At 37.8% G+C, this 21,440-nt stretch carries 23 protein-coding genes; 16 read left to right on the top strand and 7 right to left on the bottom strand.

Features of this window, described 5'->3' with window-relative positions:
- Positions 1-2: 2 nt before the first annotated feature.
- Complete coding sequence (locus H0185_RS14215; RefSeq protein ID WP_221874173.1) at positions 3-242, bottom strand: Imm74 family immunity protein; 240 nt, start codon at positions 240-242, stop codon at positions 3-5.
- A gap of 222 nt (positions 243-464) precedes the next feature.
- Between H0185_RS14215 and H0185_RS14210 the strand changes: the two genes are divergently transcribed.
- Together H0185_RS14210 and pdxR are read left to right on the top strand one after the other, a co-directional pair.
- The gene (locus H0185_RS14210) at positions 465-914 is read left to right on the top strand and encodes a DUF1569 domain-containing protein (protein ID WP_221874172.1); all 450 of its coding nucleotides are present in this window, start codon (positions 465-467) and stop codon (positions 912-914) included.
- A gap of 642 nt (positions 915-1,556) precedes the next feature.
- The gene (gene pdxR / locus H0185_RS14205) at positions 1,557-2,987 is read left to right on the top strand and encodes a MocR-like pyridoxine biosynthesis transcription factor PdxR (RefSeq protein WP_221874171.1); all 1,431 of its coding nucleotides are present in this window, start codon (positions 1,557-1,559) and stop codon (positions 2,985-2,987) included.
- Between the two features lie 198 nt (positions 2,988-3,185).
- Here pdxR and H0185_RS14200 read toward each other — a convergent pair whose 3' ends face one another.
- Both H0185_RS14200 and H0185_RS14195 read right to left on the bottom strand, forming a co-directional pair.
- Positions 3,186-4,412 (bottom strand): benzoate/H(+) symporter BenE family transporter, encoded by a 1,227-nt coding sequence (locus H0185_RS14200; RefSeq protein WP_221874170.1) that lies wholly within the window; start codon positions 4,410-4,412, stop codon positions 3,186-3,188.
- A 66-nt stretch (positions 4,413-4,478) separates the two neighbouring features.
- Positions 4,479-4,919, bottom strand: coding sequence for a YfmQ family protein (locus H0185_RS14195; RefSeq protein WP_221874169.1), 441 nt, complete (start codon positions 4,917-4,919; stop codon positions 4,479-4,481).
- 595 nt (positions 4,920-5,514) lie between these two features.
- On the opposite strand from H0185_RS14195, the gene H0185_RS14190 reads away from it, so the two are divergent.
- Complete coding sequence (locus H0185_RS14190; protein WP_221874168.1) at positions 5,515-5,880, top strand: nuclear transport factor 2 family protein; 366 nt, start codon at positions 5,515-5,517, stop codon at positions 5,878-5,880.
- Positions 5,881-5,963: 83 nt separating this feature from the next.
- Entirely contained in the window at positions 5,964-6,629 is a 666-nt protein-coding gene (locus H0185_RS14185; RefSeq protein WP_221874167.1) for a hypothetical protein, read from the top strand.
- 164 nt (positions 6,630-6,793) lie between these two features.
- Here the strand turns inward: H0185_RS14185 and H0185_RS14180 are convergent, their stop codons facing one another.
- Positions 6,794-7,255: a GNAT family N-acetyltransferase gene (locus tag H0185_RS14180; protein WP_221874166.1), complete on the bottom strand. Its 462-nt coding sequence runs from the start codon at positions 7,253-7,255 to the stop codon at positions 6,794-6,796.
- A gap of 357 nt (positions 7,256-7,612) precedes the next feature.
- Here H0185_RS14180 and H0185_RS14175 point away from each other — a divergent pair, with 357 nt between their 5' ends.
- Positions 7,613-7,921, top strand: a complete 309-nt coding sequence (locus H0185_RS14175) for a hypothetical protein (protein WP_221874165.1) — start codon at positions 7,613-7,615, stop codon at positions 7,919-7,921.
- 3 nt (positions 7,922-7,924) lie between these two features.
- Positions 7,925-8,128 carry a helix-turn-helix transcriptional regulator gene (locus H0185_RS14170; protein ID WP_221874164.1) on the top strand — a complete coding sequence of 68 codons (204 nt, stop codon included), beginning with the start codon at positions 7,925-7,927 and terminating at the stop codon, positions 8,126-8,128.
- Positions 8,129-8,202: 74 nt separating this feature from the next.
- Here the strand turns inward: H0185_RS14170 and H0185_RS14165 are convergent, their stop codons facing one another.
- Positions 8,203-8,436 (bottom strand): hypothetical protein, encoded by a 234-nt coding sequence (locus H0185_RS14165; RefSeq protein WP_221874163.1) that lies wholly within the window; start codon positions 8,434-8,436, stop codon positions 8,203-8,205.
- A gap of 109 nt (positions 8,437-8,545) precedes the next feature.
- Between H0185_RS14165 and H0185_RS14160 the strand changes: the two genes are divergently transcribed.
- The 7 genes from H0185_RS14160 to H0185_RS14135 all read left to right on the top strand — a co-directional run bounded on the left by H0185_RS14160 (position 8,546) and on the right by H0185_RS14135 (position 12,018).
- Positions 8,546-9,052 carry a GNAT family N-acetyltransferase gene (locus tag H0185_RS14160; protein ID WP_246629200.1) on the top strand — a complete coding sequence of 169 codons (507 nt, stop codon included), beginning with the start codon at positions 8,546-8,548 and terminating at the stop codon, positions 9,050-9,052.
- Positions 9,053-9,143: 91 nt separating this feature from the next.
- Entirely contained in the window at positions 9,144-9,578 is a 435-nt protein-coding gene (gene fosM / locus H0185_RS14155) for a FosM family fosfomycin resistance protein (RefSeq protein ID WP_221874162.1), read from the top strand.
- A gap of 34 nt (positions 9,579-9,612) precedes the next feature.
- On the top strand, positions 9,613-9,954 hold the full coding sequence (locus H0185_RS14150; RefSeq protein ID WP_221874161.1) for an HIT family protein: 342 nt from the start codon (positions 9,613-9,615) through the stop codon (positions 9,952-9,954).
- Positions 9,955-10,002: 48 nt separating this feature from the next.
- On the top strand, positions 10,003-10,542 hold the full coding sequence (locus H0185_RS14145; RefSeq protein WP_221874160.1) for a histidine phosphatase family protein: 540 nt from the start codon (positions 10,003-10,005) through the stop codon (positions 10,540-10,542).
- Positions 10,543-10,670: 128 nt separating this feature from the next.
- Positions 10,671-10,871, top strand: coding sequence for a DUF6199 family natural product biosynthesis protein (locus H0185_RS24485; RefSeq protein ID WP_343223151.1), 201 nt, complete (start codon positions 10,671-10,673; stop codon positions 10,869-10,871).
- A 43-nt stretch (positions 10,872-10,914) separates the two neighbouring features.
- A complete protein-coding gene (locus H0185_RS14140; protein ID WP_221874216.1) occupies positions 10,915-11,445 on the top strand; it encodes a GNAT family N-acetyltransferase in 531 nt (176 codons plus the stop codon).
- Positions 11,446-11,619: 174 nt separating this feature from the next.
- A complete protein-coding gene (locus H0185_RS14135) occupies positions 11,620-12,018 on the top strand; it encodes a cytidine deaminase (RefSeq protein WP_221874159.1) in 399 nt (132 codons plus the stop codon).
- 155 nt (positions 12,019-12,173) lie between these two features.
- Here the strand turns inward: H0185_RS14135 and H0185_RS14130 are convergent, their stop codons facing one another.
- Both H0185_RS14130 and H0185_RS14125 read right to left on the bottom strand, forming a co-directional pair.
- The gene (locus H0185_RS14130) at positions 12,174-13,196 is read right to left on the bottom strand and encodes an NADH:flavin oxidoreductase/NADH oxidase (protein WP_221874158.1); all 1,023 of its coding nucleotides are present in this window, start codon (positions 13,194-13,196) and stop codon (positions 12,174-12,176) included.
- 445 nt (positions 13,197-13,641) lie between these two features.
- Positions 13,642-15,594 (bottom strand): sigma-54-dependent Fis family transcriptional regulator, encoded by a 1,953-nt coding sequence (locus tag H0185_RS14125; protein ID WP_221874157.1) that lies wholly within the window; start codon positions 15,592-15,594, stop codon positions 13,642-13,644.
- A 384-nt stretch (positions 15,595-15,978) separates the two neighbouring features.
- Here H0185_RS14125 and H0185_RS14120 point away from each other — a divergent pair, with 384 nt between their 5' ends.
- Genes H0185_RS14120 through H0185_RS14110 form a run of 3 tightly spaced genes read left to right on the top strand, consistent with a single transcriptional unit; the run spans position 15,979 to position 20,966 of the window.
- The gene (locus H0185_RS14120; protein WP_221874156.1) at positions 15,979-18,114 is read left to right on the top strand and encodes a hydantoinase/oxoprolinase family protein; all 2,136 of its coding nucleotides are present in this window, start codon (positions 15,979-15,981) and stop codon (positions 18,112-18,114) included.
- A 30-nt stretch (positions 18,115-18,144) separates the two neighbouring features.
- A complete protein-coding gene (locus tag H0185_RS14115; protein WP_221874155.1) occupies positions 18,145-20,436 on the top strand; it encodes a hydantoinase B/oxoprolinase family protein in 2,292 nt (763 codons plus the stop codon).
- Positions 20,437-20,462: 26 nt separating this feature from the next.
- The gene (locus tag H0185_RS14110; protein WP_221874154.1) at positions 20,463-20,966 is read left to right on the top strand and encodes an acetone carboxylase subunit gamma; all 504 of its coding nucleotides are present in this window, start codon (positions 20,463-20,465) and stop codon (positions 20,964-20,966) included.
- Positions 20,967-21,440: the final 474 nt, after the last annotated feature.

The raw sequence follows: 21,440 nt of genomic DNA, 5'->3' as shown, positions 1-21,440 counted from the left end.
TTTCACCTATCATAAGGAGTCAACAGTGCTAAAACTGTTGGCTTTTTGTGTGGGTTTTTCTGTTCATCCTTAATCTTGTCATCCATTACTACATCATCATAAGGTGGTTCCCAATGGTTGATTGTATCCCTGTAAGCGCAAAAACCACCCACAAGAAATTCCCCTTGAATTTTTACTATTCTATTATCATTAATAGTAACTTTTATGTAACTAGATGTACCTTCAAATTTAGTTATTTTCATGGATTCATCCTACTTTCAGTGCTTCCTTTACTGTATTCCTGTAGTCTACCATTGAAATTTCCTCTAGATAATAAAATCCTTCCTTCATAAATTTCCCTTTCCAGATTAGTTATAAGTGACGGTTTCAACGTAGCTAAAAAGGATAATTGAATGTCCAGTGGAATTATAGTAAATAACTAAGTAATTTAGTGGATCTAAATCAAAAAAGAGGGAGTTATTCTAATGAATAACATTTTTGAGATTATGTATACTGAGGAAATATTGAAACGCATCGAAAACTTAACCGAAAATTCACAACCAAAATGGGGCAAAATGAGTGTCGGTCAAATGTTAGCTCATTGCTCATCTTTCCAAGATATTGCTATGGGATATTCTTCACCCCGTAGAAGTTTGTTAGGGATATTAGTAGGTAGATTTGCCAAATCCATTTTTTTTAATGAAAAGCCATTAGCACATAATATGTCCACCATCCCAACTATTTTAATAACAGATAAACGAGATTTTGAAATTGAAAGAGAAAAACTGAAGAAAAAAATCAAAACCTTTCAAAAAAACGGAGCGGATTCTTGTACAGTTCATCCACACCCTTTTTTCGGAAAACTCACCCCCGAACAGTGGGGGAAAGGAATCTACAAGCATCTAGACCACCATCTAAAACAGTTTGGAGTTTAGTTAACGCACCTTAAATCATTCTTGAATAGAACGTTTAAACACTTAAGTATTAAATGCAATATGATTTTTTATGATGACTAGATGAAAGGGGATCACTAGAAAATCTCTAGAATATGCCTTAAACAAGGCATGTGGAAAAAGAGTGTATTTTCCACGTGCCTAGTTTTTTTTGATTTATTTAAGCATTATAAAAAAATGGATGGTCTTTTAATGAGTTAAGTGGATGGGTAAAGAAGCTGACTTATATAATATAATAAATGTGTTAAAAAGGTTTTCACTCAAATGATATGAATAAGTTTATCTATATAAAGAGCAAGAGGTGCCCATATGAGTCTAGCAATTATTTTAGTTCTAATCATTATTGTAATAGCATTTATATTTACTCTTTTACTATCGGGTAAAGGTGATGACGGATATAGTAAATCTACAAAACGAAACGTTACGAACCTCTCTTACATTTATCTCATCGTAATCACCCTGTCACTTATTGCGGTTGGAATATATATTAGATTGTTTGCTTAATCCTATATACCTATCGTCATTTGTGATGATAGGTTATTTTCGTTAAAAAAGATATTCATCAATTAAAATGGATTATACTTGAAGTATATCTCAAAATAAAAAATTAAAGGGTGCAGTTTCATGGATTGGAAACCAGAAAGGAAAGTCAAAAAAGCCATTTATAAGCAACTTGCCGAATACATAGAAAACGGGATAGCGGATGGGACATTTCCTCCAGATAAACCATTGCCCTCTGAAAGGCAATTAGCAAATGAGTTTAATATAAATCGGAGTACAGTTGTTGCGGCATATGACGAACTCGAATCAAATGGACTTATCGAAAGAAAAAGAGGAAGTGGAACAACTATTAGCAAGGATATATGGGGGATAACTAGAAAGCGTGTTCCTAGTTGGAATCGGTATATTGAAGCGGGGTCCTTCTTGCCAAATTTACCGGTCATGCAAAGAATTCGAAAAGAAACGGAATCTCATAAACTAATTAATTTGGCTAGCGGAGAACTGTCTGAGGATTTATTTCCATTGCATTCATTTTCAGAGATTACATCAACGAGATCCTTTACAGGGAGCCTGGGGTATGACCATCCACAGGGGAATGAGATTTTAAGGAAAACAATCACAGAGCATGTTAGAAAGTATCGAGGGATTGAGACAAGTCCATCTTCGATTCTGATTACTTCCGGTGCACAACAAGCTCTGCATCTTGTCGTTCAATGTCTTTTAAAACCCGGGGATTCGATTGCATTAGAAGAACCTTCCTACCATTATAGTCTCCCGGTGTTCAAATCTGCTGGGATAAGGCCATATTTCCTTCCTATAGATAAAAATGGAATAAATCCAGATGATTTACTTTCATTGCATAAAAAACATCGAATAAAGATGATCTTTCTAAATCCTGCTTATCAGAATCCAACTGGAGCATTTCTTCATAAAGAACGTCGAAAAAAAATATTGGAGATTTCATCGGAGCATGGGATTCCAGTTGTCGAGGATGATCCATACAGTTTAACTTCTTTTAAGGGGGAAAATGCTTCTCCTCTAAAATCTATCGATCATCACGGGAATGTCTTATATATTAGTTCATTATCCAAAATCGTCGCCTCTGGATTACGGATTGGGTGGATTATCGGTCCAAAGCCAGTCATAGAAAGACTATCCGATGCCAAGCAACAAGTGGATTTTGGACATGCAAGTTTTACACAATGGGTAGCGAATGATTTCTTGGATCATAACTATTTTGATGCTCATATTAAAAATTTGGTCATACGTCTTGAACAGAGAAGGGACCAAATAGTCAAAAGTTTACATTCTCATTTAAATGGAAAGGTAGAATTTAACGTACCTGAAGGAGGCATACACTTATGGTGTAGACTACTTAAGAAATATAATGAAGCGCAGTTATTAGAAGAATCTTTAAAAAGAGGGGTCATATACGTTCCAGGTTCAACTCTCGGTTCCAAGGAGGGGTATGTACGATTTACCTTTTCAAGAGAAAATGAAGAAAATATAAATGAGGGGATTTTGCTTTTCAGCGAAGCATTTAATGCAATCTAATACAGTGAAGGATCATTGACTTAATAAAGCAAAAAGAAAGCATCCAAGAAATTTGTGTGATTTCTTTTTGCTTTGTATTTGTGATTATTTACATGTTTGCAGCCTTTTTATAAATTGGGACACGATTGACCGTAGGATAAGGAAAGGGCTCTAGGTTGAATTCTTCAAAAACCCCAGGTTATATCGTATCCTATCAAACTAGGCTGTTTCCTTTTCACCTTTCATTAATGTTCTGTTTGAGTCATTTTCGACATAATTAGCAATGACCGTACCAACTAATAAGGCCCAAACAGGAGCACTTATATTTAAAATGGAAATGTTGGATAGGGCAATCATAAAGGCAAATGATGCACTAATCTTCATCGATGGATTTGAAAAACCCTGATACAAGCTATTCCCAAATACACCTATAAGGGAGAACCCAACAATGATCGAAATAAACTCAGAGGGTAAAGCTTGTATAAAAGGAATAAGCTTCCAAGAAAACAAACCGAAAATGAGAAGCAAAACACCTGTAACAACTGCTCCCATATACCTTTTTTCCTTTGGTCCAGCTTCCTCACCAGAACAAATAACGGTTGCCATTCCGGCAATGTTGGCTGATTGTCCTCCAAAGAAGCTCGTTATGATAGAAAATAACCCGCTAGAGGTCAATATTCGACCTATAGGTGTAGGGTACTTATTTTGTTCTAATGCACTAACCGCAACGGCAATGTCATTGCTTAAAATAAGAATTGCCAGAGGAATTGAGACAGATAGGATGCTCAATAAATTGATTTCAGGTAGTTGCATTTCAGGCATGAAAAAGGGTGACACCAACGCATCACTTGAATTTACTAACCCCATTAATAGTAATACAATAAACCCTGTTAAAATTGCTGCAAGAACAGGGGGGATTTTTGTTTTCCGCTTAGTAAGTATTAGATACATAAGTAATGAAATGGTACCAACCACCAATAGTTCGGTTACTGATAATATGAAATTCATCATATAATGAGTAATCATTCCAGAGAGCATGGCAGAAATAATTTCTTTTGGAACCAATTTTATTAAACGGGAGAATACCCCCAATGATCCAATAAGCAATACGAATATACCTGACACAATATAGGAACCAATTAATTCATTAAAAGTGAATTGGGCTGTCATTGTAGCTAGGAAGGCAACTCCGGTAAGAGTATGCCCGCCAACGATGGGAATCCGGTAATAAAGAGGAAGTATAATACCAAATAAACCTCCAATAACATAGACTGAAAATACCCACATAATGGTCTGTGTTAAAGTGAAATTTCCATTTGAAGACGCTTCTAATATGAGGGCGCATGGCCCTGATATAACGAATATAGCAGCCACCAGCCCTGATGTACTATTCCTATGATTTAAATCCTTTAGAAAATGTAGATTCCATGTTTTTTTATTCATCATACTCCGCCCATCCTTATCAGTAAGAAATGATCTGTCTATCTCATAAACTCTAATACTTCATTCTAGTTATACTACCTTCTCTGATGTGGCGTAATTTTGTAGATGGTCCGATCTAAGACGATAAGCAACCACTTTTTTTCCGCGCTGCTTGACCACATCAACATGATCATCGTAACTAAAAACAAAGAAATTAACATCTTTGTTACCATTTTTTGAGTGGATGACAATGGGGGTAACATTAGTGCCAGGATGTAAAAATAAATTTTCATTGCCTGGATATATGTAATACTTTTTTAGAAAGGTAGCCTCATTAAAATAGTCAGTAATCCTCATGCTAGCTTTCTCTTCTAATAGATTTCCGTTAAATGTTACCGTCACATCTTTTGAATTAAGTTTTGGGTGCAGTGAAAATTTACTAGTAAGCCAGTCTACAACCAAACTTGGTGGACTCATAATCATTTTAAGAATAACCCCAATAGCTATTGTAATAGCAACTGTCCATGTCATATCAAGTCAACTCCTTTAGCAATCATCACTTATTTATAATCTACCTGTAGGTACTTGCTTAGGCATTAATTTGCAGGTCATGATTCATACAATATATTATAAGCTAATAGCTACTTTGGACGAACCATCCACTTCACTAGATTTTTGACCAACCACATTATATTCTACAGTTCCATAGATTCTCTTAGAAACATATTCAGCTAAGATATGTACGTAGTAAGGGTTTGGTGTGCATTATAAAAAAGTAAAGAGCGAGAGCAAGTTATTACGAATGGCATTAACGGACAACTTAATGGCGACAACGCCTAAAGATGATTGTTGAAAGCTGCCTGTACTAAACGTGTGCGATATAATAGACTTATTGTGTTTGAATTAGCAAAAAAGAGTTTGTGTAGAAGAAAAAAATCACTGAAATCATTTGGGTAAGTGGAAGTGGGTTACGTCAATAAGGGTTATAGCGGACCTCAGGGATAGTAGTCGGTTAATTTTTCTTTGAAACTGTGCCACTCTTACATCATGACCATTTTGTTTCGGCCACACACAAATGGTGAAATTAGTTGTTCATATTAATTAACCGTTGTAAAGGAGACCTATAATGAAAACAAATGATGAACTAAAAAATCATATTAGACAGTTAGAAGAGAAGTTATTAACCCCAGAAGTACGTTCATCAAAAAGCGAATTAGAGAAATTATTGGCGGATGATTTCTTTGAAATCGGAAGTTCTGGTAAGGTTTTGTATAAGGATGAAGAGATTGCTGAAGCTGGAATAGGAGTAGTTAAAATGAAATTGAGTGATTTCGAGCTTAACACTTTATCGGAAAATCTTGTATTAGCTACTTACCGAATTTTTAATGAACTGAATAATCAACATTCGTTGCGAAGTTCAATATGGAAACGGAATGAGGGTGTATGGAAGATGGTTTTTCATCAAGGGACCAAAACGGATCCTTCGATATAAAATGAACGAAAGGGCAGGAGAGAGTGAATGCCTTAAGCAAAACGTCAACTGTTTTTCCACTATTGAAAGGAATGGTTTGAGAAATGAAAATGCGGTTAATAATTTTTTCTTTTACTTTTTCTTTATTGTTGCTAGCAGGATGTGCTGGCAATTCAAACGAAGAAACCACAACGGATTCTACAGAAAACAGCACTGGTTTGGAAACTCCCGTAGATGCAGCAACAGATAAAAATGATTCATCCAATTGGGGAGAACAATCAGACACTGATGACGCAACAGAGATCTCTTCAGAAACCGATGATAACATCAGTGAACATAGTGAAGGAAATGATAGCAATAAAGAGGATACCCCTTTAGCACAATATTCTAGTGAAGAAATAGAATATGCGAGGGTTTGGCTACAACTTGGGCCGAATAAAGAAATCGACGGATTGTATGTTCGTTTGATTCCAGCTGGGACACCACTTAACCCTGATGATGAAACAAGTTTGAACTATCCAGAGGATGTTATCCAGCTAGCGGGTTCTCGGTTAATCGATGGATCTGTTACCTATAGTGGAAATGGGGATGGGAGTATTAACGTTTACAACGTTCCGTTACGATGGGATGGGATTTACCCAGCTGGCGAAGAATTTTATCAAGAAATGATTGACCAGACGAAGTTGGTTAGCATTGAACCAAGTGAGGATGAGGACGTCATCTCATTAATTAAAAGGATTACGGTACATGATAAAGAAGAGAATAGATAAATCAAGGAAATTCGAATTCAATCTTTTTTAAATCTAGTTTGATTTAACCTGCTTTATGGTGGATAGTAGGAAGAAGAAACCTGAAAAATGGGGTTTCTTTTTTTTGCCAAAGTATCTAAACATGAAAAAAGGACCAAGAATGGTCCTTTTCTATAGGAAACAACTTATGAGTGATTAGTCATTTTTTTAATTACAGCCATTTCCTTACCGAATCGATCTCCTTTATCAATAAACCCTAAACTTGCGTATAAATGATGTGCTGCCTTATTATCAGGGTGGTACCCCACAATAATTTTTTCAGCCTGCGGTAATTTAGCCATCTCTGCCAACATTATCGTTGTTGCAGCTTTCGCAATCCCCTTGCCTTGAAAGGACTTATCGACCATGATTCGATAGATCCAATAACCGTCCAGTTCTTCTTGAACAGAATTGTACATCAAAAAGCCAACTACTTTTTCTCCAGCATAAATTGCGTAGGGCTTTAAAGAAGGCTCAAACTTGGACTGAGCAATTGAAATCGCATTGGATTCAATGTATTTCGTTTGTTCTGATGAAACTTCTAATAGACAACACTCATACCAGTTGTCTTCATTTAATTCTACGATTTTCACATTCTCTGTATCCATGATATTCCCCTTTCAAATTAGGGGAAACGCTAAGATTATTTAGTCGTTATCCCCTTGAATTCGCTCCGAATAACATTAATTTTGTTTGTCATCATGAACGCCCCCTTTAAGAACGGATGTTATGAAAATAAAAACTACTCGTCCTTGCCCACATTATACCATTTTTAAACAATAAATAGGGTGATATTAAAGCAGAACACCCGTGACGATAGTCATGAGGATTTCTTTGAATCAAGATTTATTTAAGGCAAGACCTTGTGATAAAAATGTAAAAAGAATTTGACATTTTAAATGAAACAGATAAAATCATAAGTGTCAAAAGAATTTTACATTTGTAAATGGTGGGGGATTAGAAGAATGGAAGATTGGATGATTATCACGATATTTTTTGGTGCTTTAGCTTTAAGTGTACTGCTCATCGTTATGACTCTTGCCTCATTGCCTCAATTGGGGGATGAGAGAAAAAATCTGATTAAAATGAAAGCACAGTCTTACGCCTTTGCCTTTGTTATCGGTTCGGTTTTCATTCAGATGGTTGAAATGATATATATAAATGGGTGGACGGAAGGTTCTTATGAGGGAATGAATCCATTTACATTTCTTGTTACCACTTCTCTTATGTATTTGTTTACATTGCTCTTTTTTAAACGGAAATATGGTGGGTAAAGGATGAAGAATCATATTAGAGAAAAAAGAAAAGCTGAAAAATTATCTCAAGTCGAATTGGCGAAACTTTGCCACGTGTCAAGGCAGACCATCAACGCAATTGAAAACAATAAGTATGACCCTACTTTACAGCTAGCTTTTAACATTGCCGCTGTCTTGAACACTACAGTGGATGAACTTTTTATTAACGAATCGGATCTTAAATAATGGAGAAGATCCATACAAATCAAATTAAACAAAGCAACTGTGTGAGTCCCAGTTGCTTTGTTAGGTTATGACTTCTATTTAGTTGGTTTTAAACTAGTTGTAAAGATTACTTGGATGAGCAGCAACAAAATGCCAATTCCGATAATACTGATGACCTGAGAATGACCTGTGAAAGCAGAGTAAAACATGAGGGCAGATGCTAAAAGGACCAGACCCCAAATGATGAAAGAATGTAATTTATATAAACCTTTTAATATGACATATTTTTCGCCATCATCAAATTGGTCAAACACTTCTTGGCGTAGCAAGAAAACGATCATTTTTACCTAAGAAGAAATTTGCATTAGAAAGGAAAAACTCCTTCTTCTATCGAATAGATAAAAGCTACAACCATTTGTTCAACAAGGGGGGAACTGTATGGGAAGCATCGTAAAAATAGAGATAACAGACCAAAATAGACTTGATGCCATGGATAATCTATATAGAAAAGTTTGGGATTATTCTATTAAAGAACGGTTAATCAAACACTCTAGCTATCCTGGTTTTAGGGGCTTTGTATGTTTGTCTGATAATGAAGATATTCTAGGGTTCACTTATGGGTATTCCTCCTTACCAGGACAATATTATCACGATATCCTTGTTAAGGAACTTGATTCAACTGCGTATGAACTATGGCTAAAAGATTGCTTTGAGTTGGTTGAATTAGTCGTACATCCATCTTATCGAAACCAAGGTTACGCAAAAGGGCTAGTTACCGAATTGTTAAAGGATGTACAAAACAAAACGACGGTCCTAACTACGCAAGTCAGCAATCATTCTGCGCGTAGGTTGTATCAAGGTTTGGGCTGGGCTGACGTGAAAGAGCCATTTTTTCCAAGCAACGAGGGTACTCCATATGTCATTATGGGCAAGGTTTTAAAATAAAGGGAGAACGGGATTCCCCAAAGAAAACATCTAATGACTTAAGTCACGAAGGTTCTCGGCCAAGCCTGATACAAAAACGAGAGGTGAGTGGATGTCTACTATTAAAGGAATTAATCATTTTTTATTTTCTGTATCGGATTTAGAGAGAGCAGTCTCCTTTTATCAAAATGTGTTCGATGCCATATTATTGGTGAAAGGAAGGACGACCGCCTATTTCGATTTAAATGGAATATGGCTCGCTCTTAATGAAGAAAAAGATGTTCCCCGGAATGAAATCAACCATTCCTATACGCATATTGCTTTCACAATAGAAGAGGCAGAATTCGATTCTATGTATAACAAACTCAAGGAATTGAATGTAACCATTCTTTCTGGTCGACCTAGAGATGAAAAGGATAAAAAATCGATTTACTTCTTGGACCCAGATGGTCATAAGTTTGAATTTCACACAGGGACATTACAAGATCGGTTGGATTATTATAAAGAGGAAAAACCACATATGAAGTTTTATCATCAAAAAGATTAAAAGAGAATCAACAAGAGAGGAAGATTTATTCATAATGATTACCAACATAGAAGACTTTTACTGTGATGAGGTTCTTAATGGAAAAACACCTGTCGAAACGGTGATGGAAACAAAGCATGTACTGGCTTTTCATCATACTCGTCCTTTTTATGAAGAGCATATTGTCGTCATCCCGAAAAAGCACATCCCATCGATTATTACGGTTCAACATGACGAGATGGATATAATGATGGAGATTTTTGAAGTAATCCAAAAAGTTGCGAAAGATATGAATCGAGAGTTCGGTGCCTGTAAGGTGTCTACTAACATTGGTGAATATCAAACTACGAAACATATGCACTGGCATGTGCACTATGGAAAGCGATTGAGAGATTAAAAAGTGACGAGATAGAATCATACATAAGGGGAAATGGAGTGGATACTTTTGAAACAAATTTATGTCATTCGACATTGTGAGGCAGAAGGACAACCACCTGAAGCACCACTAACCGCTAAAGGGATGAAGCAGGCATTAGAGTTAGCTGAATTTTTTTCTACTATAGAGGTAGATAGAATCATCTCAAGTCCATATAAACGAGCAATGGATTCCATTCAGCCTCTTGCCAAAAACATAGGGGTCAGAGTAGAGGCTGATGCTCGATTAACAGAACGTATCCTTAGTGATCATCCTATGCCCGATTGGTTTGAAAAACTAAGAAATACCTTTGAAGATTTGGACCTTAAATTTGAGGGAGGAGAATCTAGCCTAGAAGCAATGAACCGAATTGTTGAAGTAGTAGAAGGAATCCTTCATAGCCGTGATGAAAACACCATAATCGTTACCCACGGAAACCTCATGTCCTTATTGTTAAAGCATATTAACGCTGACTTTGGCTTCGAGGAGTGGAAAAACCTTCGTAACCCTGATGTGTATCTCATAAAATATGAAGAAAATAAAATGGGATTTGCGCGGATATGGGAATGAGATTGTGGATTGTTGAAAATTGAAGATGTCGTTATTGCAGCTTTGTAGAAAGAAAAGAAACGATGTTGCTAAAAGATAAAAAGTGATCATTGATAAAACGTATGTGATATAGGAAGTGAGAGGAGGATATGATGTTTGTATTTAGCGTTTTGTCGATTTTTATTGGGTTCTTTATGATCACAATTCCGGCGGTGCTTTGGGATTTGACAGAGAGTTGGAAGTCAAAGGACGCTAGGGAACCGTCAAACTTTTATATTCTTACATCAAGAATTCTAGGAGGATTTTCTATACTATTAGGGATTATTGGGTTCGCCGATCTTTTTGGATGAGAAATAGCAACACCTTCAACTTAGGAAAGGAGTGATCCCAATGATGATGATGGGGCGTTCAGTATATATAAGACCTATTAAAGAAGAAGATATGGAAAGTATCTATCAATCCTGTCAGGATGAAGAGTTTCTCTATATGACAGGAACGCGTAATTCATTTACCTTGGATAGCATTATTAACAGTTATAATCAGTTTCGTGAAGACCCAACACGTTCCGATTTTGCTATTTGTTTCATACATAATCATCGAGTCATAGGTGATTTAGCGATACTAGATATCGACCATGACAATCAAAAAGCAGGTTTTAGAATCTCACTTCATGATAAAAATATGACTAATAAAGGATACGGAACAGAAGCAACGAAACTAGCACAAAAATATACTTTTGAAGAACTGAACCTTAATCGTTTAGAGTTAGAGGTGTTTTCACACAATATTCGAGGGATTACGGCCTATGAAAAAGCAGGCTTTAAAATTGAAGGTATATTGAGGCAATCCCTTTTTATGAAGAATACCTATTCTGATGAAATCCTGATGGGAATGCTTCGTGATGAATATTTTCGAAACAAATAGCTCTGTTAAGTGAAAGATTTGTGAAATAGTGTGGATATGGGGAAAATAATAGGAAAGTAATTGTTTTTGAGATTGACATAGATTTTGGATAATTATAAAATGAAAGTCCTGCCAACTTTAAGTTGGCTAAGGGGACTGTCAAAAGTTCATTCTTCTTTGAAAGGGATGGATTAGATGAATAAAGAACAATTAATGGAGCAAGCACGTAAAACCCTAGAAAACGCCTATGCGCCTTATTCCGAATTTCCAGTTGGAGCCGCTTTATTGCTAAAAGATGGAACTGTAATTAATGGTGTAAACGTAGAAAATGTTTCGTTTGGCGCAACGAATTGTGCAGAACGAACAGCTATTTTTACTGCAATCGCAAACGGCTACAAAAAAGGTGATTTTCAGGCAATCGCGGTAGCAGGTGATACAGAAGATTATCTACCACCTTGTAGTATTTGCAGACAAGTTTTAGCTGAATTCTGTTCGCCAGAAATGCCTGTTTATTTAACGAATGGAAAAAAAGAAATACTAGAACTGACGTTAAGAGAATTATTGCCATATGCTTTTACAGAATTAGAAATGTAATTGTACATTCTTTAATCAAATAGTCAAAAAAGCTTGGAGACCATCCAAGCTTTTTTTATTCATTAAAACCTTTTGGGCAAAACAAAAGGCAATCCCAAGGAGTTAAGGATTGCCAATAAGTGATTATGTTCAAATAGAATGGATTCTACTAGCTGTTAAAATCCAGTGACATATTGTTTTGGTACATTTGTTTTCTTTTTGAGGATAGTTGCAGCTTCTAATGCCCAATGAGGATTTCGTAACATGCCCCTTCCAACAGCCACAAGATCCGCATCTTCATTTCCAATCACAGAGTTCGCTAAAATCGCGTCGTCTAATCTTCCAACTGCAATCACAGGAATATCAAGTGCTTCTTTTATATCCCTAGCAAGTGGAACTTGATACCCAGCATGGGTACCCGGTTTGCCCGCCGCACCAATAGGGCCTTCACCGCCTGAAGAAATGTGAAACATATCAATACCAGCTTGTTGATACTCTTTCGCAAACAGTATACTCTCTTTAATTCCGTATCCACCTTCAACATACTCTGCAGCAGAAATACGCATAATTAATGGCATCTCTTCTGGCATTTCGCTTTTAGCAGCTTGAATAATTTCTCTTCCAAACTTCGTTAAATCTTTGCCATATTCATCATCTCGTTTGTTTGTTAAAGGGGAGTGGAATTGATGAATTAAATAGCCATGAGCACCATGAATTTCGATTGCGTCTACCCCTGCTTGAATAGCACGCTTAACAGCCTTACGATATTTTTCTACCATTTCCTTTACTTCATCTGTAGAAAGAGCTCTTGGTGTTTTTGAATTTTCATCAAAAGGAATCGCAGAAGGTGCAACTGGCACAGCGGCATCTTCTGCTTTACGTCCAGCGTGGGCGATTTGAATGCCAACTTTTGCTCCGTATTGATGGCAGGCTTCAACGATTCTTGCTAAAGCAGGAATTTGTTCGTCTGACCATAATCCCAAGTCATAGTCGGTAATGCGTCCATCCGGCTCGACATCGGTCATTTCAATGATAATAAAACCAGCTCCACCTATAGCGCGGTTTACATAGTGTAAATAATGCCAATCATTCGCAATGCCATCTTTCTTTTCAACAGAATATTGACACATTGGAGGCATCACTATACGGTTTTTCACTTCCAGCCCTTTTAATTGAAACGGACTAAATAAATCATTCATTCTAAAAACTCCTATGCAAATAAATTTATATGTATTTCCCATACAGTCAACTTTCGTTTATAAGTCGCCTAACCTAAGGTTTCTTACAATGTAACAGTATAGGTCGTTTACTTTTAGAATTCAATTTTCTGGCTTACGTAAGGAATGATTATCAATTAGGGATTGGGGTTTCAATGTATGGATGGTAGCATCTCCACACTTAAAAGGTGCAGGTATGCTGAAAAATATTGAATTTCTTCTTCAAAATGAAAGGGATTACCGGAGAATAGAACAATCGCTTTTTTCTTAAAGGATGGCATTTAGAAATACAAATTGAAAGTCTGGTGTTTTAAAGACAAAATATATTGAACAAAAATAGCAACTGAACCATGCAGTTGCTATTTCATTTAATAATGAATGTATTAAGTTGTTGTTTATTGCTTTCATTGATTGTTTGGAATCAAGTCTATTTTTCCCTAATTTTATATTTTCTCATTTTCCGATATAAGGTGGTTCTGGCCACGTTTAACTCTCTTGATACTGCTGAAATATTCCAGTCTGTTTCAATAAGGAGATTTTGAATTTGTTGCCTCTCCGTATTTTCGACAACATTTAAGTTTGAGTGCGTTTGGGTATCAAGAGAATTTTTTGACTTTAGATCAGCTAAATAATCTGGAAGGTAGCTTCTGTCAATTTCCACGGAATCACTGAAGATCACCGCATGTTCAATCGCATTTCTTAACTCTCTGATATTCCCTGGCCATGAATAACTTAAGAAGAACCTTTTTGTTTTCTCGGACAAGTGAACATAAGAGGTCTTATCGTACTTTTTTGTAAAAAGAGAAAGATAGTATTCACAAATTGGGAGGATATCTTCTTTTCTTTCCCGTAACGAAGGAACCTTAAACGAAATCACGTTCAGGCGGAAATATAAATCTTTTCGAAACTTTCCTTCCTCAATCATTTCTTCTAAGTTTCGATTTGTTGCACCAATGATTTTTACATCAATTTTAATATTTTTAGAAGAACCTAATCTTGTGATTTCTTTTTCCTGTAACACCCGGAGTAAATGCACCTGTGAGTCCAATGGCATTTCGCCAATTTCGTCCAAAAAGATGGTGCCGCCATTTGCTTCTTCAAACTTTCCGCGTTTTCCTTCTTTTTTGCCGCCAGTAAAGGTTCCGCTTTCATACCCAAATAGTTCACTAGCAAGTAAATCCTTTTGAATGGCACCACAATTGATGGCAATGAAAGGTTTATCCTTTCTTGAGCTCACTTCATGAAGGTACCTGGCCACGAGCTCTTTGCCTGTTCCTGTTTCACCGGTGACCAGAATCGGTGTGTCGATTGATGCAAGCTGCTGACCTTTTTGTAAAATCAGCTTTATTTCAGCTGACTCCCCAATTAACTGGTGAGTTTTGCTAGGAGAGAGAGAGCTAAGTGAATGACCTTTTTTGTGATTGAAAATCACGACATATCCAATTTCTTCATGATTGATGATAATTGGCTTTATTTGAATGAATTGATAGTCATCTACTTTATTCAACGACTTTTCTGGATGTTCGAGCAACTTCTTTATTTTTACATGAGATTCGTTTGTTCTTTGTTCTGTTAAGTTTAACGCATGAAGTAATTGGTGGTTTCCATTAATCAGTACATAATCGTTACTAAAAACAAGAATCGGTTGATTCTTCCATTTTGCTGTACAAACACGATAGTACTCTTCTAGTTGGGTATATTTTTGTTTGTACATCACAAGGAGTTGTTGTTCAATCATTTGCGCAAGGGAGACAGCTAAACCAAGCGTGTGTGGTTGGGTGCTTGGCCAAAGTCCAGTAAAGTCAATAGCACCCATGACTTGTTTTGAAAAGGGGTGAAAAACCGGTGCCGATGAACAGGTCATAGAATGAAAGCCTTCACAAAAATGTTCAGCAGAAAAAACCTGAATAGGCTTTTGGGCAACAATGCTTGTCCCAATGGCATTGGTTCCAGCGGCACTTTCACTCCAGTCCATTCCGGGTGAAAAATTCACCTTTTCTACTTTTCTCATCATCTCTGATTCACCTTTTAAATATATCATTCTGCCTGTTTCATCATTTAAAGTAATCAAATAACCTGTTCCTACTAATGTATGGTAAATATAATCGATGATCGGTTTGGCGGCACGATAAAGCGCCGATTCTGTGAGGAGGTTGTTTAGTTCATGGGAGGTAAGAGCTGTTCTAGCATGTTTTTGTTCTGGATTAAGACCAATGGTTTGGCAACGGCTCCATGAATCGAGTATATCATTCCGAATGAAGGGCTGCAGACTTTCACGTTTTTCAGGATCAGTGATAAAATTTTCCCACTTCGATTTGATTTCTCCAGCTTTATTGAACAAATCTTGAGTGGAAAAGATGGAGAGAAAAGGGTTTTCCACTATCTAAAACCTCCTGGTATGTATTCGAAAGTTTTACAAAAACATGTCTAAGAGGAGTGAAGACAAACTTCTAAGGAGTGGGGTAATTACTTTATGTAGAATATTCAGTCTATTTAAAATATTACAGGAACTCATCAGTTAAATCAATGGGTATTTTGTTGTATTCAAAAACACTTGTAGCGCTACAGGTGTAGCGAAACACTACAGTTTGATTGGAATATCATTTTTCAGCCTCTAATAAATAGTAGATTTAGCAGTTTTTTAAAGTTGGCACGCTACTTGCATTTATAAAAGTAACAGCAAAAACGATAGCCTACATAAGCTGCCTAGATTGTATTGCTGTAAAAATAGAATGACTTTTTATTCGAAGGGAGAGAGTTTTATTTGGCCAAATCACAAATTCTTGCCATTGATGCAGGTGGAACAATGACAGACACATTCATTATTGATGAAAAAGGGGATTTTGTTGTAGGGAAGGCACAAACGACTCCAATGGACGAACATATTGGACTATTAAACTCTGCGAGAGATGCCTTGGACCAATGGGAGACAAAACCAGAAGTAGAATTTCCGAATCTACTAGCAGGTGTTTATTCTGGGACCGCGATGCTCAATCGTCTTGTTTCTCGCGTAGGACGTCGTGTCGGTCTAGTGGTCAATAAAGGGATGGAAGATAACCACCGGATGGGCCGTGGACTTCAATCTTTCCTCGGTTACTCTTATTCTGACCGAATTCATATTAATACCCACCATTTTGACCCGCCGCTCGTTCCAAGAAAATGGACCGTTGGGGTAACAGAGAGGGTGGACCTTTTTGGAAACGTTGTCATTCCGCTTTACGAGCATGAAGTAGAAGCAGCGGTACAAAAATTAATCGAAGAAGATGTTGAGGCAATCGTGATTAGCTTGCTTCATTCATATAAATATCCAGCACATGAAAGAAAAGTAAGAGATATGGCTGAACAAGTGGTTAAAAGATCCAATAAAGACATTAAAGTCTTTGCAACGGTTGATTATTATCCAGTTCGAAAAGAATCACACCGGACCAATACAACGATTGTCGAAGCGTATGCTGCCGAGCCTTCTCGTCAAACCTTAGCCAACATTGATACTGCCCTTAGAGAAGCAGGAACCGAGTTTGACTTGCGGATTATGGCCAGTCATGGTGGAACGATCAGTATTAAAGCGAACGAGTTAGCGAGAACATGTGTGTCCGGACCTATTGGTGGAATGGTTGGGGCTAAATATTTAGCTGAAAAACTAGGTTTGAAAAATGTTGCCTGCTCAGATATTGGCGGAACCAGTTTTGATATCGGACTGATTACTCAAGGAGAGTTGTCGATTAATACAAGCCCAGATATGGCACGTCTTGTTTTGTCATTGCCACTTGTTTCAATGGATACAACGGGGGCAGGAACAGGAAGTTTTGTTCGGATTGATCCGAACTATGGAAACATTACCCTTGGACCAGACAGTGCCGGTTCTCGTGTTGGTGTATGTAATCCACAGGGTGGTCTAGATACTGTCACGGTATCTGATTGTCACGTTGTGCTTGGGCTGATTAACCCTGATAACTTCATTGGCGGTGTTATTAAGCTTTCAAGAGAAAAAGCCTATCAAGCTGTCAAAGAACAAATTGCTGACCCACTTGGTTTAAGTGTGGAAGATGCTGCATATGGGGTCATCGAATTACTAGAATCGCAGTTACGCAACTATCTAGAATCGATGATTCTTGGAAAAGGTTATTCCCCATCACAGTATGTGTGCTTCTCCTATGGTGGCGGCGGTCCGTTGCATACCGCTGGTTACACGAAGGGTCTAGGATTTGAAGATGTTCTGATTCCTGCGTGGGCGGCTGGATTCTCTGCGTTTGGATGTGGAGCTGCGGACTTTGAATATCGTTATGATAAAACATTGGATCTCAATGTTGCTGAACATGCAGAAGACAGTGATGTGTTATTTGCTGGTAGAGAACTACAAGCAGCATGGGATGAACTAAAGGAAAAAGTAACAGAGGAATTTAAGAAAAATGATTATGCATCAGAAGAAGTCGATTTTAAACTTCTTTTCCGTATGCAGTATCAAGGGCAATTAAACGATTTGGAAATTGAAGCGCCGATTTCTGCTTTTACCTCTGTGGATGATTGGCAAACGTTGATTGAGACTTTTGAAGAAACCTATGCAAGGGTTTATGCAAAGGCTGCATTATCGCCGGAGCTTGGCTACTCGATTACGGGTGCGATTGTTCGTGGCGTCGTCGATGTAGCAAAACCACAAATTCCAGAGGAGCCAATCTATGGGGAGACCCCTCCAGCAGATGCGTTTCTTGGACACCGCAATATTTATTGGGATGGAGAGCATCTTCAAGCCAATATTTTCGAAATGGAAAAATTAATGCCTGGTAACAAAATCCCGGCGTTTTCAATTTTAGAATCAACCGCAACGACTTTGGTTGTTCCAAATGGCTTTGAAGCTTATCTAGATGAGCACCGGATTTTCCACTTAAAGGAAGTAAAATAATCTTAATCTATTTTAAGGGAGGAATTGAATTTGGCTAAAACTCTATCAGACGTTCAACAAACGAAACAGCCGATTGGCTGGGACGGAAAAACGTTAAAGCAAATGCGTAAAGAAATGGACGAAGTTAGTAGAGAAACTGGTCACTATGCAGGCTTAAAGACGCTTCCGTTTAAGGAAACTGATCCAATTCGTTTTGAAAAAATATATTCAAAGCTACGTGGTGGAGTCGTTCATGCACGCGAAACCGCCAAGAAAGTAGCAGCATCGCCAATCGTTGAGCAAGAAGGTGAATTATGCTTTAGTTTGTACACACCTGAAGCGGATTCCATTGTTACTTCGACAGGCATCATAATCCACGTAGGAACCATGGGTGCCGCAATTAAATTTATGATTGAAAATGATTATGAAGACAATCCAGGGATTGCGGATAAAGATATTTTCTGTAATAACGACAACCATGTAGGAAATGTTCATACATGTGATGTTCATACCCTTGTTCCAATTTTCTGGGAAGGAGAAGTCGTTGGCTGGGCAGGCGGGGTAACACATGTTATCGATACAGGTGCCTCTGCACCAGGAAGTATGCCAATGGGTCCTGTTCAAAGATATGATGACGGCTACCAGGTAACCTGCCGAAAGATTGGTCAAAACGATACGCTTTCGAAAGACTGGATTTTAGAAAGTACAAGATCGGTTCGTGCGGTTAAATATTGGACACTTGATGAAAAAACAAGGATTGCCGGTTGTCATATGATTCGTGACTTGGTTTTAGATTTAATCAAAGAAGAAGGCGTGGACGCGTATAAACAATTTATGCGTGAAATTATCGAAGATGGTCGCCGTGGTTTTGTGAATCAGGTAAAAACGATGTTAGTTCCTGGAAAATACCGTCAATCTAGTTTCGTTGATGTTCCATTTAAGGACTTAGATTTGCCATCGTTTGCAAAGCTAAATTCAATTATTCATACACCATCAGAGATTACCGTTCATAAAGATGCTCAGCTTGAAATTGACTTTGAAGGCGCCAACCGTTGGGGCTGGCATCCGTTTAATGCGACACCAGTATCAATTACGAGTGGTATTTGGGTCATGCTGTCACAAACCCTCGTTCCAAATGACCGGATTAATGATGGTGCTTATTATGCGAGTAAATTTGGCATTCCATATGGTTCGTGGTTTAATCCAGATGATATTCGCTCAGCCCATTCTAATACATGGCATGCGCTCGTGGCTGCATGGTCGCCATTATGGCGTGGCTTGAGTCGATCGTATTTTAGTCGTGGCTATTTAGAGGAAGTCAACGCAGGGAATGCCCATACCTCAAACTGGCTGATGGGTGGCGGATACGACCAATATGGTCAATTATCGGCGATGAATAGCTTTGAAACCTCCTCCTGTGGAGTCGGCGCAAGTGCGGTTCAAGATGGTATCAGTCACTCAGCGGCGCTCTGGAATCCAGAAGGTGACATGGGAGACATGGAAATTTGGGAGCTACTTGAGCCACTCATCTTCTTGGGCAGACAAATTTTACCTGGATCAGGTGGAGCAGGGAAGTATCGCGGTGGAAACGGCTGGCAATCTCTCCGTTTGGGCTGGGGTGCACAAGAATGGACGATGTTCGTTGCAGGCTCGGGTGTCATGGCAACAGATGGCGGTTTAATGGGTGGATATCCGGCAGCAGCCGGTTACCGATTCCAAGCGAACAAAACAAACATTAAAGAGCGAATTGAGAAAGGCTTGCCAATTCCATTAGGTGGCGATGTTGATCCAGATAACCCAACTTTTGAAGACAATATGGAAGCAGAAGTCATCCACCGTGACAGACAGGCGGTGTCAACACAAGAGCAGTTCGGTGACTATGATGTCATAATGAACTATCTCCGTGGTGGCCCAGGCTTTGGAGACCCACTTGAAAGAGATCCGAAACTTGTTGAGAACGACTTGAATGAAAAATATATTCTGCTTCGCTATGCAGAGCAAGTCTTTGGCTGTGTCTTTACAGAAGAAAAAGGCGTATACACATTGGATGTAAAAGGGACACAAGAAAAACGCAAGGAAATTCGTAAGCAGCGTTTGGAGCGTAGTGTGCCAACAAAAGAGTGGATGAAAGGTGAACGTACCAAGATTCTAAACGAAGATGCGGCATTGCAAGTCAGACATATGTACGCACAAAGCTTTGCTTTAAGTGAAAAGTTCACTGATGAGTTCAAGGGCTTCTGGGACATTCCTGAAGAATGGATGATTTATGAAGATGATTTGGGAGTTCCAACATTAGGGGCGCATATTAATCGTTTTAAGCAATCAAAAAAAATCTCCAACTAAAAAATTAGACAAAGAGGTGAAAGGCGTTGGCCAAATACGATAAAAGAAGGATAAACGAATTAATTGACGGGACATTAGAATTCTATCAATTAAAAGATATGATGACGAGCCATAAAGACCCTGAACGTTTTGAAGTGTATCGCGAAGTATTGCAAGATCGTGTAAGCTGGGATGATCCAATCTTGCTTCCATATGGATTGCATCTATATATTGTTCAAAAAGCAAACGGCGATCGGATCGTCAAATGCGACTGCGGTCATGAGTTCTGTGGTTATAAAGACAATTGGAAGCTACACGCAAGAATTTATGTTCGCGATACCGAGGAGAAAATGAACGAAATATATCCGAAACTCATGTCACCAGATCCAGAGTGGCAGGTGATTCGTGAATACTATTGCCCAGGATGCGCCTCTCAGTTAGACGTAGAAGCTGTCCCACCATGGTACCCAATTGTGCTTGATTTCGAACCAGATATTGATACCTTCTACAATGAATGGTTGAAGAAACCACTGCCAACGGTAAAAGCTTAAATGAACCTAAGCGATGATCCTTCGGGGTCATCGTTTTTTTTATGAAAACACTATTTGATCTACAAGAAGGAAACCTCTAAATGTAAAATATTTCTATTGCTTGATGGTAGGAGGGGTGGTATTCTTATTTAGCTGCTTCAGACAGCCTAACAAAAAAACACTTCATCAATACTTTTTTAATAAAGTGTTGACGAGTTAATTATTCTGTTATATAGTTAGTTTTCGCTGTTAAATACAGCAACTACTCATTGAAATAAGTTATTTTGAAATAATATTTTACTTGATTTATTGAGTTGGATATGAGATATTAATAAACGTCGCTTCTGAGTGACGGTGAAAACATTGTTCTTTGAAAACTAAACAAACAAGCGTCAACAAATAATAAATTATTCATGTTTCTTCTATTAATCATAGAAATACATGAGCCAACGTTTTATTTTATGAGCTAATCACTCTACATTTTATTGGAGAGTT

Source organism: Mesobacillus maritimus, from assembly GCF_019749255.1.
Classification (GTDB): Bacteria; Bacillota; Bacilli; order Bacillales; family Cytobacillaceae; genus Mesobacillus_B; species Mesobacillus_B maritimus_A.
The sequence above is the reverse complement of the archived record's forward strand: the minus strand, read 5'-3'. Positions and strand labels throughout refer to the sequence as shown.

What these genes read in the sequence shown, in the direction of transcription:
- H0185_RS14150 (WP_221874161.1), top strand. Translation starts at nt 9,613, where the DNA reads ATGATTACCAACATAGAAGACTTTTACTGTGATGAGGTTCTTAATGGA.
- H0185_RS14210 (WP_221874172.1), top strand. Translation starts at nt 465, where the DNA reads ATGAATAACATTTTTGAGATTATGTATACTGAGGAAATATTGAAACGC.
- H0185_RS14170 (WP_221874164.1), top strand. Translation starts at nt 7,925, where the DNA reads ATGAAGAATCATATTAGAGAAAAAAGAAAAGCTGAAAAATTATCTCAA.
- H0185_RS14130 (WP_221874158.1), bottom strand. Translation starts at nt 13,196, where the DNA reads ATGAATGATTTATTTAGTCCGTTTCAATTAAAAGGGCTGGAAGTGAAA.
- H0185_RS14200 (WP_221874170.1), bottom strand. Translation starts at nt 4,412, where the DNA reads ATGATGAATAAAAAAACATGGAATCTACATTTTCTAAAGGATTTAAAT.
- H0185_RS14135 (WP_221874159.1), top strand. Translation starts at nt 11,620, where the DNA reads ATGAATAAAGAACAATTAATGGAGCAAGCACGTAAAACCCTAGAAAAC.
- H0185_RS14180 (WP_221874166.1), bottom strand. Translation starts at nt 7,255, where the DNA reads ATGGATACAGAGAATGTGAAAATCGTAGAATTAAATGAAGACAACTGG.
- H0185_RS14195 (WP_221874169.1), bottom strand. Translation starts at nt 4,919, where the DNA reads ATGACATGGACAGTTGCTATTACAATAGCTATTGGGGTTATTCTTAAA.
- H0185_RS24485 (WP_343223151.1), top strand. Translation starts at nt 10,671, where the DNA reads ATGATGTTTGTATTTAGCGTTTTGTCGATTTTTATTGGGTTCTTTATG.
- H0185_RS14185 (WP_221874167.1), top strand. Translation starts at nt 5,964, where the DNA reads ATGAAAATGCGGTTAATAATTTTTTCTTTTACTTTTTCTTTATTGTTG.
- H0185_RS14160 (WP_246629200.1), top strand. Translation starts at nt 8,546, where the DNA reads ATGGGAAGCATCGTAAAAATAGAGATAACAGACCAAAATAGACTTGAT.
- H0185_RS14140 (WP_221874216.1), top strand. Translation starts at nt 10,915, where the DNA reads ATGATGATGGGGCGTTCAGTATATATAAGACCTATTAAAGAAGAAGAT.
- H0185_RS14215 (WP_221874173.1), bottom strand. Translation starts at nt 242, where the DNA reads ATGAAAATAACTAAATTTGAAGGTACATCTAGTTACATAAAAGTTACT.
- pdxR (WP_221874171.1), top strand. Translation starts at nt 1,557, where the DNA reads ATGGATTGGAAACCAGAAAGGAAAGTCAAAAAAGCCATTTATAAGCAA.
- H0185_RS14190 (WP_221874168.1), top strand. Translation starts at nt 5,515, where the DNA reads ATGAAAACAAATGATGAACTAAAAAATCATATTAGACAGTTAGAAGAG.
- H0185_RS14175 (WP_221874165.1), top strand. Translation starts at nt 7,613, where the DNA reads ATGGAAGATTGGATGATTATCACGATATTTTTTGGTGCTTTAGCTTTA.
- fosM (WP_221874162.1), top strand. Translation starts at nt 9,144, where the DNA reads ATGTCTACTATTAAAGGAATTAATCATTTTTTATTTTCTGTATCGGAT.